This is a genomic window from Paenibacillus sp. J22FR5 (genome assembly GCF_059691975.1).
The window spans coordinates 81,183-96,438 of the sequence record NZ_JCAUAN010000003.1 but is presented as its reverse complement, the minus strand read 5'-3'; the positions used below and the strand labels follow the sequence as shown (position 1 = coordinate 96,438).

At 46.3% G+C, this 15,256-nt stretch carries 12 protein-coding genes; all 12 read right to left on the bottom strand.

Annotated features, from left to right (window positions below; genetic code table 11):
- Entirely contained in the window at positions 1-1,731 is a 1,731-nt protein-coding gene (locus AC58P7_RS06680) for an alkaline phosphatase (protein WP_497341088.1), read from the bottom strand.
- A 267-nt stretch (positions 1,732-1,998) separates the two neighbouring features.
- The gene (gene dnaJ, locus AC58P7_RS06675; protein ID WP_497341554.1) at positions 1,999-3,129 is read right to left on the bottom strand and encodes a molecular chaperone DnaJ; all 1,131 of its coding nucleotides are present in this window, start codon (positions 3,127-3,129) and stop codon (positions 1,999-2,001) included.
- A gap of 125 nt (positions 3,130-3,254) precedes the next feature.
- Positions 3,255-5,099 (bottom strand): molecular chaperone DnaK, encoded by a 1,845-nt coding sequence (gene dnaK / locus AC58P7_RS06670; protein WP_497341086.1) that lies wholly within the window; start codon positions 5,097-5,099, stop codon positions 3,255-3,257.
- 70 nt (positions 5,100-5,169) lie between these two features.
- A complete protein-coding gene (gene grpE / locus AC58P7_RS06665; RefSeq protein WP_497341084.1) occupies positions 5,170-5,781 on the bottom strand; it encodes a nucleotide exchange factor GrpE in 612 nt (203 codons plus the stop codon).
- Positions 5,782-5,802: 21 nt separating this feature from the next.
- Positions 5,803-7,344 (bottom strand): TCP-1/cpn60 chaperonin family protein, encoded by a 1,542-nt coding sequence (locus AC58P7_RS06660; protein ID WP_497341082.1) that lies wholly within the window; start codon positions 7,342-7,344, stop codon positions 5,803-5,805.
- Complete coding sequence (gene hrcA, locus AC58P7_RS06655) at positions 7,341-8,369, bottom strand: heat-inducible transcriptional repressor HrcA (RefSeq protein ID WP_497341080.1); 1,029 nt, start codon at positions 8,367-8,369, stop codon at positions 7,341-7,343. The genes AC58P7_RS06660 and hrcA overlap by 4 nt, the downstream gene beginning before the upstream one ends.
- A gap of 110 nt (positions 8,370-8,479) precedes the next feature.
- Positions 8,480-8,953 carry an N-acetyltransferase gene (locus AC58P7_RS06650; protein ID WP_497341078.1) on the bottom strand — a complete coding sequence of 158 codons (474 nt, stop codon included), beginning with the start codon at positions 8,951-8,953 and terminating at the stop codon, positions 8,480-8,482.
- A gap of 140 nt (positions 8,954-9,093) precedes the next feature.
- The gene (gene hemW, locus AC58P7_RS06645; RefSeq protein WP_497341077.1) at positions 9,094-10,245 is read right to left on the bottom strand and encodes a radical SAM family heme chaperone HemW; all 1,152 of its coding nucleotides are present in this window, start codon (positions 10,243-10,245) and stop codon (positions 9,094-9,096) included.
- An 82-nt stretch (positions 10,246-10,327) separates the two neighbouring features.
- Positions 10,328-12,142, bottom strand: a complete 1,815-nt coding sequence (gene lepA, locus AC58P7_RS06640) for a translation elongation factor 4 (RefSeq protein WP_497341075.1) — start codon at positions 12,140-12,142, stop codon at positions 10,328-10,330.
- A gap of 73 nt (positions 12,143-12,215) precedes the next feature.
- Positions 12,216-12,608, bottom strand: coding sequence for a DUF3679 domain-containing protein (locus AC58P7_RS06635; protein ID WP_497341073.1), 393 nt, complete (start codon positions 12,606-12,608; stop codon positions 12,216-12,218).
- A 78-nt stretch (positions 12,609-12,686) separates the two neighbouring features.
- Positions 12,687-13,919 carry a stage II sporulation protein P gene (gene spoIIP, locus AC58P7_RS06630; RefSeq protein WP_497341071.1) on the bottom strand — a complete coding sequence of 411 codons (1,233 nt, stop codon included), beginning with the start codon at positions 13,917-13,919 and terminating at the stop codon, positions 12,687-12,689.
- 179 nt (positions 13,920-14,098) lie between these two features.
- Positions 14,099-15,097 carry a GPR endopeptidase gene (gpr, locus tag AC58P7_RS06625; protein ID WP_497341069.1) on the bottom strand — a complete coding sequence of 333 codons (999 nt, stop codon included), beginning with the start codon at positions 15,095-15,097 and terminating at the stop codon, positions 14,099-14,101.
- Between the last annotated feature and the right edge of the window lie 159 nt (positions 15,098-15,256).

Here is a 15,256-nt window from a genome sequence, read left to right as displayed (position 1 = left end):
TTAATTTTTCACAATGCGCTCGTTGAAGGAATCCCACGTATAGTTTTTACCAGTTAACTGGTTAAAGGCTTCAAGCGGCAGGTAGAGTTTACCGTTATCTACATTGCCAACCCATGCGCTTGCTGCACCATTTACAGTAACCGCACCAGTAGTTACAAGAACAGATACCTTTTGGCTGTCTTTCGTCAATGTAACTGTACGAGTTACTTCATCCCATGCTACTTGAATGCTTAAGGACTCAGCCAAGGATCTTGCTGTGAATAATGTTTTGCTATCTCGTGTTACTTTAAAGAGAGGATATAGATATTTATCCTGCAATTCTTTCGTCGCTGCCGCCAAATCAGCGCCAATCACTTTTGCACCATTTAGAGCAATATCCGTATTATCGACATCGCCTTTCACAAGCGCAGCGATCGGACCGTATGCCCAAACGCCAACATCAACACCCGTATGACCATGACCCGTCCAACCTACACCAAGACGCTTCGACACGACCATGTTATAACCGCCGCCACGACCATAGGAAGAACCATCGCCTTTCAAAATCAGTTGAACTTCTTCATCGGACAGATCCGTGAAGCCAATGTTGTCGGCAACAATTTTACGGATATCATCCGCTGTTTGCGCTTTTTTCAAGAGCGCATCCACATACTCATACGAATGCTTTTCTTTGCCCCACAAATCAACATTCAGTTCATAGACATTGTCTCTTGCAAGTGACAACCCGCCTGTCTCATGATCGGCCGTAACGACTACGGATGTATTCCCATCTTTTTTGGCAAAATCAACTAACGTTTTGAAAGTGGCATCCAATTCTAGCATTTCTTGAATGTTCGCAGGAAGATCGTTGGCATGCCCAGCGTGGTCAATACGACCTTGCTCAACCATCAAGACGAAGCCATTTTTATTTTGGGATAAAATATCCAGTGCTTTTTGCGATAATTGCGGCAGACTAGGCACAGAATCTGTACGGTCTAGCACATAAGGAATTTCGGCATCTGCAAAAAGTCCAAGTGCCTTACCAGCTGTTGCCGGAATCGCATCTAGCCCCTTTTTATCAAACGCTGTTTGGTAGCCTTTTGCTTGAAAATCAGGAATGATATTTTTGTCAGTCCGTTTCCCTTTGTCTTCTTTCGTCATGAAGTTGATCTTACCGCCGCCGAAGAAAACGTTGACGCCACTGTTCAAATACTGTGAAGCAATTGCATTTTGGTTACTGCGTTGACGAACATGAGACGCCCAAACTGCAGGGGTAGCCCCCGTAATGTTGTCTGTTGTTACAAGACCTGTTGCTTTACCTTGCTTGATTGCAGCTTCGATTACGGAAGCATACGGCTTGGCTACTTCGCCGTTCGATACGCTGATGGCGTTGTTGTAGGTTTTATTACCTGTCGAAAAAGCGGTACCCGCTGCAGCAGAATCCGTTACTGCTCCCGATTCCGTCGTATAAGGGCTAGCTTGTGAATAGGTAGTTGCTTTCCCCACATAATAGCCGCCATCCAATTCCAAATGGTCTTTATTCAGAAATTTCTTCGCATAGTAACGAGCCGCTGTTACTTCAGCAGGACCCATCCCATCGCCAATGAGTACAATCAAATTCTTGGAAGGTGCCGCTGGTGGTACTGCTGGCGTTGATGTTGAATCCGCTGCTGATACGGTGCCTGCTAGACTTAGAGCTAATAAGGAGAACGCCATACCTGAACCCATGATTTGCTTTAACCCTTTTTTCAAATGTTTTCCCTCCAGAAATAGTATTCACCTTCCTAGCATAAGGCTCATAGATTTGGAGAGCGTCAATTCTATATGGATTTCTTGTAAAAGTGGTAGATTATGTTAAGTGATGATTAACCGGATCTTTTTATCGGAGGTGGGGATGGATACCATGTATTCTGATTCATTGGATAAATCCAACAGAATGTTTAAAATAAAAAACACCTCAAATGCCTTGAATACACAGAAAAAATCTGCAATTCACGCACTCGAGGTGTCGAATACTCTCTAGTCGCCTAAAAAGGCTCTTTTCATTCGTTCAAAAATAGACTGGCTCTGCTCATGCGTATGCTCACCGCTTTGCTTGCCGAACTGACGAAGCAGATCCTTCTGATCTTCCGACAAATTCGTCGGTGTCATCACAATGACCTTCACGTGTTGATCGCCTTGACCAAAGCCGCGAAGATGTGGAACACCTTTGCCTTTGAGACGGAAATACGTATCGGTTTGCGTGCCTGCTGGGATCTTAAGCTTTACTTTCTCAGTTAATGTTGGGATTTCGATTTCATCGCCAAGCGCTGCCTGCATGAAAGTCAAAGGAACTTCACAGTACACATCATTGCCTTCACGTTGGAAAAACTCATGTGATTTCACGCGGATGACAACGTAAAGATCGCCAGATGGACCTCCACGTGTTCCGCCTTCACCTTCACCAGAAACGCGTAGTTGAGCACCGTCATCCACACCCGCTGGAATCTTAATGTGAATCGTACGTGTTTTCTTCACTTTACCAGCGCCATGACACGTTCCGCATTTTTCTTTGATGATTTTACCCGAACCATTACAAGACGTACAGACACGGCGGTTTACAATACGGCCAAACGCTGTATTCTGTACCACTTCCTGTTGTCCGCTGCCGTGACAGCCGCCACATGTTTCCGGCTTCGTTCCTGCCTTAGCACCTGAACCATGACACGTATCACAATTTTCAGTACGCGGAATGTTAATATCCGTTTCTTTACCGAAAATCGCTTCCTTGAACTCAACTGTCATTGTATACTGCAAATCGTTACCACGCTGTGGTGCATTTGGGTTACGACGATTACCACCACCGCCGCCGCCAAAGAACATATCAAAGATATCCCCGAAGCCGCCGCTGAAGTCTTGGCCGCCCATACCTTGATTAGGATCTACGTGTCCGAATTGATCGTACTGACTACGTTTCTGATCATCGCTCAGAACATCATACGCGTCCTTCGCCTCTTTGAATTTATCTTCTGCGTCCGCCGCTTTGTTCACGTCAGGGTGATATTGACGCGCCATTTTACGGTAAGCCTTCTTGATCTCATCTTGTGAAGCATTCTTACCGAGACCTAACACTTCGTAATAATCACGTTTACTCACTTGTTCCACTCCCATGTTCAAGACTACAAACGGAAAGTCAAAGCCACGGAGAAACCTCCCCTTGGCTTTGACTCTTACGTTAATTGATAACAAACAGTGTTTAAAAAATTTCTTTAAACTTCTATTTAGTTAGAATATGTTTATTTTTTAGGTTCGTCAACCACTTCGTAGTCAGCGTCCACAACATTTTCTCTGCCTTTAGGAGCTTCGCCTGCGCCTGCGCCAGCGTTAGCATCAGGACCTTGATCTTGAGAAGCTTGCTCATATAATTTAACAGAAAGTTGTTGGATAACTTCTGTCAATTCTTCAGTAGCTTTTTTGATCGTTTCAAGATCGTTGCCAGCTAGAGCAGCAGTCACTTTCTCTTTCGCTGCATTCGCTTTGTCGATCTCGCCTTGGTCAACTTTATCGCCAAGATCCTTGATCGTTTTGTCAACGGAGTATACCAATTGATCTGCTTCGTTACGAGCTTCTACAAGCTCTTTACGTGCGCGATCTTCTTCAGCATGTGCTTCCGCATCCTTCACCATTTGTTCAACTTCCGCATCGCTTAAGCCGCTTGAAGAAGTAATAGTGATTTTTTGGCTTTTGCCTGTTCCTTTATCCAAAGCAGACACGTTAACGATACCGTTAGCATCGATATCGAAGCTAACTTCGATTTGCGGTACGCCGCGTGGAGCTGGAGGAATGTCACCTAGCATGAAGCGCCCAAGTGTTTTGTTACCGCTAGCCATCGAACGCTCACCTTGAAGTACGTGGATCTCAACGCTAGTTTGGTTATCTGCATAAGTGGAGTACACTTGTGATTTCGTCGTTGGAATCGTTGTGTTGCGGTCGATCATCTTCGTGAATACGCCGCCTGCTGTTTCGATACCTAAGGAAAGTGGCGTTACGTCAAGAAGAACAACGTCTTTCACTTCACCAGTCAAAACACCAGCTTGAACAGCTGCACCAAGAGCAACAACTTCATCCGGGTTAACGCCTTTGTGAGGCTCTTTACCAGTCAACTTCTTGATTGCTTCTACTACCGCAGGTATACGTGTAGATCCACCAACAAGAACGACTTTGTCGATTTGGCTTGTGGACAAACCGGAATCTTGTAGTGCTTGACGAGTTGGTCCAAGCGTTCTTTCAACAAGGCCAGCAGAAAGTTCTTCGAATTTCGCACGAGTCAAGTTCAACTCCAAATGCTGAGGCACGCCGTCTGCAACCGTAATGAACGGAAGGGAAACAGTCGTAGTCAAAACACCGGAAAGTTCTTTTTTCGCTTTTTCTGCCGCATCTTTCAAACGTTGAACCGCAGCTTTATCTTTGGAAAGGTCAATGCCTTGCTCTTTTTTGAATTCAGCAACAAGGTAATCAATGATCACTTGGTCAAAGTCATCGCCACCCAATTTGTTGTCGCCGCTTGTTGCTTTAACTTCGAAGAAACCATCGCCTAGTTCAAGGATGGATACGTCAAATGTACCGCCACCAAGGTCATAAACGAGAATCGTTTGATCTTCTGTTTTTTCCAAACCGTAAGCTAGTGCTGCTGCTGTTGGCTCATTGACGATACGAAGAACTTCAAGACCAGCAATTTTACCAGCATCCTTCGTCGCTTGACGTTGGCTGTCATTGAAGTAAGCAGGAACCGTAATTACCGCTTGTGTAACGGATTGACCAAGGTAAGCTTCCGCATCAGCTTTTAGCTTTTGCAGGATAATCGCGGAAATTTCTTGTGGCGTGTAGTCTTTGCCATCGATATGTTCCTTGTGGTTCGTACCAATGTGACGCTTGATTGAGCTAATTGTTTTATCAGGGTTTGTGATTGCTTGACGTTTTGCTGTTTCACCAACAACACGCTCGCCATCCTTTTTGAATCCTACAACAGATGGGGTTGTGCGATTACCTTCTGGATTTGGAATTACGACAGCTTCTCCGCCTTCCATTACGGCAACGCAAGAATTTGTAGTACCTAAGTCAATACCAATTACTTTACTCATGTAAAGATGCCTCCTTATGTTCCCTAGGAACGTCATTAGTTTATTTAGATGTTAGAAAAGATAAGAACCCTTATACGCTAACTTTAACCATCGCAGGTCGGATGACCTTATCCTTAAGGATGTAGCCTTTTTGCAATTCTTCTACGACGATACCTTCTTCATGCTCCTCAGATTCCACTTGCATAACGGCTTGATGGAATTCAGGATTGAATGGTTGACCAACCGCTTCGATAGGCTTAAGCCCTTCAGCTGTTAAGAGTTGATCCATGCCACGGTACGTCATATCCAAGCCCTTCACCAATGCGTCGAAATCCTTCGTCTCTTTGCTTGAAGACAGCGCGCGATCAAAGTTATCCACAATCGGTAGTAGCTGTTCAATCAATTTTAGTGAAGCATATTTCGCGAAATCTTCCTTCTCCGCTCTTGCGCGGCGACGGAAGTTGTCGAAGTCCGCTTGAACGCGTAATAAACGCTGATAGTTTTCTTCGGCTTGCACACGCGCCTGTTCCAATTCGCTTGATACATTCGCTTCCTCGGAAACTTCTACGTTGTCAACAACCTCAGCTTGTTCAGTTGTTGCTTCGTTGTCGGCTGCGTATGTAGTGTCGATGTCTTGCTCGGCTGTTTTGTTATCTCCAGTACTCAATTGTCCTTCACCTCCTATACATAATACACGGCTCATTTTGGCTTAGTTTGCCCATCTTTAGTTCTCTTCAAAAGGCTGCTTCATCTTAATCACTGTATGGATACGCAGCACCGCGGCGGCGACTTCACCAGCCGCTTGCAGAGCGTGAATTTTCACATCTGTCGGATCCATGATACCTGCTTCCACGAAATCGGTGATCAGCCCTGTATCACAATCGATGCCTAGGCTGTCCGTATCTTGTGCGAGCTGGGCCGCTTTCAGTTCTTCCACCTTCTCGAGAGGGTTGTAGCCTGCATTCACTACGATTTGCGACAATGGCTTGCGAAGTGCCCCTGCGACAGCGGCCACACCAAAGCCCTCCATGCCCTTCATCGTCTCGCGCACACGCTCCAGATCATGCGCGACGGCCATCTCCGCTGCGCCGCCGCCGGGTAAATACCCGCCGCGCACGGCGGCTTGAACGGCTGACGCAGCGTCCTTCGCGATGCGCGAGCGCTCGTGCGCCGCTTCGCGTGTCGCGGCGCCAACAATCACGGTCACGTGCTGCTCACCGTGACCCTGCGCCACGCGCACGCGCTCTAGCCGCTCGTCATACGCGGTGTAGCCCGCGTGACCGAGCGCAGCGCTCAGCTCCGGCGCGCTTTTGCGCAGCGCCGTGCGCCGCACCGGCCTAGCGCCGGTGTGCTCGCTCAGCAGCTGCAAGTCCCTGCGGGACAGCCGCTGCAGCACGAGAATGCCATGGTCGGAGCAGAACTGCTCCGCCTCGGGGTCAACCCCGCGGTCTGATGCGATTAGACCGACGCCAAGCTCCAGCAGCGAGCCTAGGCTGCTGCGGAAGAGTTCCCGGAGCTGCATGTAGCGCTGGAAGCCTGCCTCGGTGACCAGCGATTCCTCGCTGACCGCTTCAGGCTCCAGGGCATCATGCAGCACGAGGATGCGAGCATCTCGCCGCTCGTGCTCGAGATGCAAATTCATCGGCTTCTGGTTCAACAGAATGCCGGTCCAGACCTCGCTGCTCGCTTCTTCATGTGCAAGCACGCTGTCCGCGAAGCGATAGCCATCTTCGCGCAGCTTCTCCTCACCGACCGCTTCGGCCGCTTGAATAATAAGCTTAGCGATGTCTGTCTGCTCACGACCAGCCGTATATGCGATACGCTGTAGCGCTCGATCTTCCAAGCTCACAATCGACCGGCTTCGACTTTGCAAGCTCGCTACGGCCAATTCAATGCCCTGCAGCATACCAGTGACTACCTTCGCTACAGGAACGCCGCGCGTAACTTGAGCGACTCCTTCTTGCACCATCGCTCCTGCAAGTACGGTAGCCGTCGTTGTGCCATCGCCAATCTGGCGTTGCTGGCTGCGAGCCACTTGGATCATCAGCCTGGCAGCAGGATGAGTAACATCCATCTTTTCCAAAATAGTGACACCATCGTTGGTAATTATGACATCGCCCTGACCACCGACTAGCATGGTATCTAGCCCTTTGGGTCCAAGCGTACCTTCGACTGCTGAGCAAATGGCTCTGACTGCCGCGGCATTGTTAACTAATGTAGAGTAGCGTTCTTCACCTTCACCGTGTATAGGTTTTATTCCACTCATTTGCCATACCAACGTCCTAGGACCAGTTCCATATGCTTCGATAGATGCTCCATCAAACCGATGACTCTGCCATACTCCATGCGTGTAGGCCCCAAAATGCCAATTGTACCTAGCGGCGTGCCGCCAATGGAATAAGAGGCCGTAATCAAACTGCAATTCGATATCGCTTCAATACTATTTTCAGCACCAATTTTAATCTCAATGCCTTCGTTCGATGGGGTAAATAACTTGATCAGGGTCGGCGCTTCCTCCAGAAGATCAAAAATGCTCTTCACTTTCTCCACATCCTTGAACTCAGGCTGTGTGAGCATATTCGTCATTCCACTTAGGAAAACACGATCCTTCTCATCACTTTGGAGCACGCTTTCTACCACACCAAGAAGCTCTTGATACCCATTCACATATTTGCTTAATTCATTAGAAATTTCATTATAAAGCTTAGATTTAAACTGAACCAATGGCACATTCTTAAGCCTTGTATTCAGAATATTAACGACCTTCTCGATTTCCGACATCGGAATTCCTTCCGGTATCGTTACTGTCTTATTTTCAACATGACCCGTATTCATCACCAGGATCGCAACAGCCGTTGTATCCGAGATCGGGATAATTTGGATATGCTTCAATGTCGTGCTAAAAACCTCAGGACCGAGCACAATAGACGTGTAATTCGTAAGATTGGAGAGCATGCCAGCAACGTGCTGAATAACACCTTCCATCTCTTGAATACGTTCTGCGAAGGCACCCTTCATGGAGTCCAAATCATGACTCTGCAAGGAGCCGTGCTTCAACAAATGGTCGACATAATAGCGATAACCTTTGTGGGAAGGAATACGACCTGCGGACGTATGAGGCTGCTCCAGATAGCCCATTTCTTCGAGATCAGACATTTCGTTACGTATGGTTGCAGGACTAAACCCAACATTCCCACGCTTCGAAATACTTCGCGAACCAATCGGCTCCGCTGAACGAACGTAATCATCAATGATTGCACTTAAAATCATGCGTTGGCGCTCAGTCAACATGAGTACCCCTCCTCCTCACTTATCACTATTCGACGCTTTCGTTAGCACTCGTATTTAGTGAGTGCTAAATCCTAATACAAAAATAACAGACCCTAAGGTCTGTTGTCAAGTCAATCCAAACGTTTAAGTACGGCGATTTCATCGCAGCAATACTGTTTTTTGCAATGCATGCAATCTCTCCAAACCTTCTCCGGAAAAATCTCTTTTGGAACGAGTGTAAAACCGTTTTTTTGGAAGAATGCAACTTCATACGTAAGTGCCATAACTTTAATGATGCCTTGGCTTCTTGCCTCTTCAACTAAGAAATTAACAAGCTTACCGCCGATTCCTTGTCCTTTGTAGCCTGGCGTCATCCCAAGTGAGCGAATCTCAACAAGATCTGGCCCCAGCCTCGTCAGTGAACCGCAGCCAATCAATAAGCCGTCAAATTCAGCGACAACAAAGGTATCAATTTGGTCTTGGAGCATTTCCCTGCTCCGCGGCAGCATGATGCCCTGCCCCGCATACCCTTGTATAATTTCGTAAAGCTTATCGATATCATCCACCGAAGCTTTTCTTACGGACACCGTAGTTGATGTATTCATTCTCATCCCACCAATCGCAAAAAATGCATAAAAGCCACGCTAGCGCCCTGCGGCTTTCCGCTGTTTCGCTTGTGGATTCATGTATAAATATACAACAATACGTATAAATGCACAAGCGTTTTTTGCTGATTAGGCCTGTCTTATGTCAAGAACGAAGCGAACACTTCATTACCCAGTAAAATACCATGTTTAGACAATCGATACCCTTCAGAGGTTTGTTCAAGTAAACCTTTTGTCAACCATCCTTGAAGTGTGGTGCCGAATTGAGATTCAATCGTGATGCCGAATTGATCCATGAAATCCTTGTTCCTCACACCCTCAAGCAAGCGTAAGCCAACCATCATGAAATCTTCCATCGCTTCCTGTGGCGTAACTTCGAATTGTTCCAGAATTGGTAAGCCTATCTTGCTCGCATCAATATAAGGTTGAATACCTTTTACGTTCACATGACGTTGCCCATTCATATACCCATGTGCCCCAGCGCCAAGCCCATAATAGGAACGATTGCGCCAATACATCGTGTTGTGTCGGCTCTCGCGGCCAGGCTTTGCAAAGTTGCTGATTTCATATTGTTTATAACCAGCTCCCTCCAACCTTCTCATAATGAGTTCATACATATCAACTTCCTCATCTTCACTTGGGAGCGGCAACTGATTTTTGTTAAACAACGTGTGGAACAACGTGTTTTCTTCGACTTTTAAACTGTAAATCGAGTAATGCTGCAAATCGAGCGACAGCGCCTCATCTAGCGTTGCCTGCATAATGTCCACTGTTTGCTTCGGAAGCCCAAACATCAAATCGATCGATAAGTTATCGAAGCCCAGTTTCTTCGCATTGGCAATACTTCTGTGAACATCATCTGTATTGTGAATGCGACCGATCGCCGCCAGAATGTCATTGTTAAAAGATTGCACACCAAAGCTAATGCGATTCACGCCGCCAGCTTTCATCACAGCTAGCTTATCCTCATCAGTCGTTCCGGGATTGGCTTCCATAGAGAACTCGACTTCCGTGCTGTCAGCAGGGAAATAGGTGCGGACGATGCGTAGGAAGCGTTCCATTTGGTCTGGCAGCAGGACCGTTGGTGTTCCTCCGCCTACGAATATTGTCTCTACCTTCTGCGGGGGATTGTTTCGTACGGTAAGTTCCATTTCGCGTTCAAGTGCATCTAAATATTCCATGACAGGCTGACCTTTGAGAACGTACGAATTGAAATCGCAATAATGACATTTGTTTGTACAAAATGGGATATGAATGTACACCGCCGTTGGCGTTGTATAGGTAACTAACATAAGGGTATTCCTTTCTACCTGCAAATTGAGAAAAAGCCAAGGGACAGCGTACGCTGCCACCCCAGCTTTTCATTCCATGCATCTATTCGTCGATTTTCAGAACTGCCATGAACGCTTCTTGCGGTACTTCTACGCTGCCAACCTGCTTCATGCGTTTCTTACCTTCTTTTTGCTTGTCTAACAATTTACGCTTACGCGAAATGTCACCGCCATAACATTTGGCAAGTACGTTCTTACGCATCGCTTTAACCGTCTCACGAGCCACGATTTTTTGTCCAATCGCCGCTTGAATCGGCACTTCAAACATTTGCCGCGGGATAAGCTCTTTAAGTTTATCACAAATGATTTTGCCGCGGTGATACGCTGTATCACGGTGAACGATGAAGGAAAGAGCATCCACTTGCTCAGCATTGAGTAAAATGTCCATTTTCACAAGATTGGATTTCTTGTAGCCAGATACCTCATAATCAAAGGATGCATACCCTTTGGTCCGTGATTTCAGCATATCGAAGAAATCGTAGACGATCTCAGATAACGGAATTTCATACGTCAATGTAACGCGATTCGTATCTAAGTATTCCATATTCAAATATTCGCCGCGCTTACCTTGGCAAAGCTCCATAATTGTACCTACATAATCATTCGGCACGATAACGGAAGCTTTCACGTAAGGCTCTTCAACGAAATCAATCCTTTGAGGATCCGGGTAGTTTGACGGGTTATCGATATCGATAACATCGCCATTTGTCAACGTAATCCGGTAGATAACGCTAGGTGCTGTTGTAATTAACGGAATGTTGAACTCACGTTCAATCCGCTCTTGAATGATTTCCATGTGCAAGAGCCCTAAGAATCCGCAACGGAATCCGAAGCCTAAGGCTGTCGAGGTTTCAGGCTCGAAGCGCAAGGAAGCATCATTCAGTTCAAGCTTTTGCAGCGCTTCACGAAGATCGTTATAATCCGTCGTTTCAATTGGGTATAATCCGCAGAATACCATTGGATTAATCCGACGATACCCTGGAAGTGCATCCGGTGAAGGACGATCTGCTTCCGTTACCGTGTCACCGACACGCGTGTCTCCGACATTTTTAATACCGGCAACGATAAAACCAACATCCCCAACTTCAAGGGAAGGAACAGATGACATTCTTGGTTTGAACGCACCAACCTCGATGACTTCAAACACTTTGTTCGTCGCCATCATTTTGATTTTGGAGCCTGCTTTAATCGAGCCATCCACAACACGCACATACACGATTACGCCCTTGTAGCTATCGTAATGGGAATCGAAAATCAAAGCTTTCAACGGTGCGTCAGGATTACCTTGCGGAGCTGGTACCTTCAAACAAATTTGCTCGATGATATCTTTAATCCCGATTCCTGCTTTCGCAGAAGCGAGCACCGCATCACTGGCATCAAGTCCGATCACATCTTCGATCTCTTGTTTCACCTTTTCGGGATCCGCACTAGGTAAATCAATTTTATTAATGACTGGTAAGATTTCAAGATTATTTTCCAATGCGAGATATACGTTTGCAAGTGTTTGAGCCTCAATCCCTTGAGCCGCATCTACAACCAACAATGCGCCTTCACAAGCAGCAAGGCTTCGAGATACTTCATACGTAAAGTCTACGTGTCCTGGTGTGTCAATCAGGTTAAGAATATAATCAACGCCATCATCAGCACGGTAAGCCAATCTTACCGCTTGAAGTTTTATCGTAATCCCCCGTTCGCGCTCCAGATCCATCTGGTCGAGAACTTGCTCTTGCATCTCACGTGAAGACAATGCACCTGTATATTCCAGTATACGATCAGCTAGTGTTGATTTACCGTGATCGATATGAGCGATAATTGAAAAATTGCGAATTCTTTGTTGTCTTTCTCGAATGTCCGTCATGCTAAAGACTAACCCCCACTACATGCAAATAATTTTCATTATAGCAGTTGTGTGAAGTCGGGGCAATGCACACCTACCCTTTGCCTAAAACAGCGTCAAACAAAGACACGAACAATTTGATGCCATGGTGCGTCATGATCTGTAGGAATTCACCCAATTTATTGCCAACATGGTTCAGCGAATTGTCGTGATCTGCAACGGGCTCAATCTTTTGCTCTGCTGGTTGTTTCGCTTTGACAGCTGTCTCTTTGACCGAAGGTGGGGGTGAGGCTTTAACGGTTACCCCTGTAGTCACTGTTTTGCCTGTTGTATTGGAAGGTGCTTCCTGCACGGTTGCTTTGGAGGTAGGCTGAGGACCTTCAATACGTTCCATGCCGCTGGACGCCAGACTGACGCCGAACAAAATACAGAATAGCAGCAGTAAACCAAACAAGCCTACCTTGATATAAAAGTGCCTCAGCCTCATCGTTTTTCCTCCTAAGCATTATTCATTCATGCGTTACTATTGCATGGCTTACACATTGTCGCCTCGTCGTGATTTCATTTAGGACTTCTTAGATGTTACTGCCGGTGCATCTACTTTTTTGGCGTTCAAAATAACTTCCGAAATTGCTTCTGCCAGCCAATCTGTCGTACGGTAGCATTCTTCTAGGGTATTGTAAGGTCCCCCTACTTCTATCAAAATACTATTCGGCGAGATGTTCTGGTTATACAAGCCATTGCCCTCGCTCGCTTCTTTCGCATGAATCCCTTTGGAGACGCCCGGGTGCTTCTCTTCAAGTACTTGGTGAATTTTGCTGGCAAATTCCTCGTTCTTCTTCCAGTTTGGATTTTTACCCCCGATTATAAAATACACCTGTGCAACATCCTTACCGTCTATTGTTGCCGTTGTTTTGTTGCGAGCAGCCGAGTCCCGATGAATATCGAAGAAGTATTGTAAATCCTGATGCGAAGCCATCGCTTCTTGCAGCGTTTTTAAAGAATATTTGTAGGAATAAGGATATTCGAAATTTTTGACTGTGCTCGGATACACCGTTTCGGAATGAACAGCGCCAATGCCGTCTTTCTCCAAATTTTGAGCTAGCCGCTGACCGACCGAGATAATATTGACTTTATCGCTGTAAGCTTTATCTGGGTCTGTGACTCCTTTAAGCTCTGGTAGAAAGGATTCATTACTATGCGTTTGATAGATAAAAGCAATGTTGTCGCCTGCGGTTTTCGGTGGTTGGCCCACTGCATTAGGTGTTGGCGTTGCGCTGCTTATTGGTGTTGGATCCGCTGATGGCGATGGGAGTGGGTTCCTAGCCTCAGCCTCTAAATCAGCATTACTTCCCGGGCCGTAATCAATCGGTGAGCTAGGATTTGTTGCACTACCATTCACCAGCACCGTCGAATTATTCGCTTCCATCCCTGGAACTTCGCTCGCGACTAAGCTTTTGGGATCACTCGGATTAATATCTGTTAGGAATTGAAAAGCGAAATGAAAAACATTGTGCTGGGAGAAGGTGAATTTTTTCTGATTCTTATTTAAATGAGGGACTTCCATACCCAGCATATCGATGAAAAACTGATTCGTGACGGAGGCGGCGAGACCTTTCATGGAAGAAACTGGCGAAGTGGTCATCATTCTACTTTGTAGGACGCCACCCAGTCCAATAAGAACAAATAGAGCTAAAGTCGAAGTGCTAAGTACCATAAATGTTTTCCCGACGGAACTGGCGCTCTGAAAGGTTTTGCGAACTTGGCTGAAATTCAAAGTGGCTGATGTCCATTTCATAGTTTGATTCCTCCTAAACTATCTTAATTCAATCTATGAAACGAGCCCGAACGATAGAACTAGTTTCGATAGATTTTTTTGATAGAGGAGGAACAGGAGATGAGATTACAATTCGGGAGACTCGGACGCCAAAAAGAACCGCCCCCACCTTCCAATGGGATCAGTTCTTCTATTTAAAATCAATGAGTATAGGCTGCTACGTTATCGACATCCACTGCGTCATGCAGAGCCGCATTCAAGCCGCTGGCAATAATATTCGCGATGTCCTCAATAAATTGGTCAATCTCCTTCGGCGTGACGAGCAGATCGTGCCCTACGGGGTTAAGTACTTCTTTCACAAGCTGCAATCGCTCATCTTCATTGATATTGTCCAAGAGTCCAAAAATCTGTCCCGTATTGCTCGTTTGGCCGCTGAAATGCTTCTGCATGAGATCAAAGGCATTGTTTACAATCGTTGATGCATACACAACGGTCGGGACGCCAATTGCAATGACGGGTATACCAAGTTGCTCCTTCGTCAAGCCTTTGCGCTTGTTACCGATGCCTGAACCAGGATGGATACCTGTATCCGCAATTTGAATGGTCGTGTTGACACGATCCAAGGATCTTGACGCGAGCGCATCTATTGCGATGATGAAATCAGGTTTGGATTTATCTACAATTCCTTGTACGATGTCGCTGCTTTCAATCCCCGTTGTGCCTAGAACACCAGGTGCCACAGCACTAACAGCCCGATATCCTGGACTCACATCTTCAGGAACTAGCTCAAAATAATGTCGTGTCACCATAATATTCTCAACAACAAGAGGCCCAAGTGCATCGGGGGTTACATTGCCATTCCCCAATCCAATAATAAGGGCTTTCGCGTTTTTCGGAATTCCGATTTGACGCAAAAACTGCTCAAACTCCTGAGCTAGCTTGGTCGCCACACGATCTTGAAGTTGGCTGTCTTTCTCCCGCAGCGCAGGTACTTCTATCGTTATATAATGACCCAGAAGCTTACCAAGCGCTTTGGAGCCTTCTTCATTTAGGACGTTAATTTTGGTGACTCGTATGCCGTTTTCACGTGTAAACTCCTGTTTAATCCCAGGAATCGGCTGCCCCTGATTGGCTGCATGGGCCATATCCCTTGCATCAAGTGCAAGATCCGTTTGTGTGTTAAATAAGCCTAAGTCCATTGGCGGTCCCCTTTCTCACATCCCTTGCATCCCTTATTGTGTGACAGATTACACCCCCTTATACAAAGATGAAGACCACTGAAAACCTATTGACAGCTCTTGCATTTTCAAATATTGCGTGGTAGAATACTTAAAGTTGTCAGCAAACATACAAATGTA

Coding starts and splice junctions, on each gene's coding strand:
- dnaJ (WP_497341554.1), bottom strand. CDS start 3,129: ATGGGAGTGGAACAAGTGAGTAAACGTGATTATTACGAAGTGTTAGGT.
- hemW (WP_497341077.1), bottom strand. CDS start 10,245: ATGTTAGTTACCTATACAACGCCAACGGCGGTGTACATTCATATCCCA.
- grpE (WP_497341084.1), bottom strand. CDS start 5,781: ATGAGCCGTGTATTATGTATAGGAGGTGAAGGACAATTGAGTACTGGA.
- lepA (WP_497341075.1), bottom strand. CDS start 12,142: ATGACGGACATTCGAGAAAGACAACAAAGAATTCGCAATTTTTCAATT.
- AC58P7_RS06660 (WP_497341082.1), bottom strand. CDS start 7,344: ATGAGTGGAATAAAACCTATACACGGTGAAGGTGAAGAACGCTACTCT.
- dnaK (WP_497341086.1), bottom strand. CDS start 5,099: ATGAGTAAAGTAATTGGTATTGACTTAGGTACTACAAATTCTTGCGTT.
- gpr (WP_497341069.1), bottom strand. CDS start 15,097: ATGGACTTAGGCTTATTTAACACACAAACGGATCTTGCACTTGATGCA.
- AC58P7_RS06635 (WP_497341073.1), bottom strand. CDS start 12,608: ATGAGGCTGAGGCACTTTTATATCAAGGTAGGCTTGTTTGGTTTACTG.
- hrcA (WP_497341080.1), bottom strand. CDS start 8,369: ATGTTGACTGAGCGCCAACGCATGATTTTAAGTGCAATCATTGATGAT.
- AC58P7_RS06650 (WP_497341078.1), bottom strand. CDS start 8,953: ATGAATACATCAACTACGGTGTCCGTAAGAAAAGCTTCGGTGGATGAT.
- spoIIP (WP_497341071.1), bottom strand. CDS start 13,919: ATGAAATGGACATCAGCCACTTTGAATTTCAGCCAAGTTCGCAAAACC.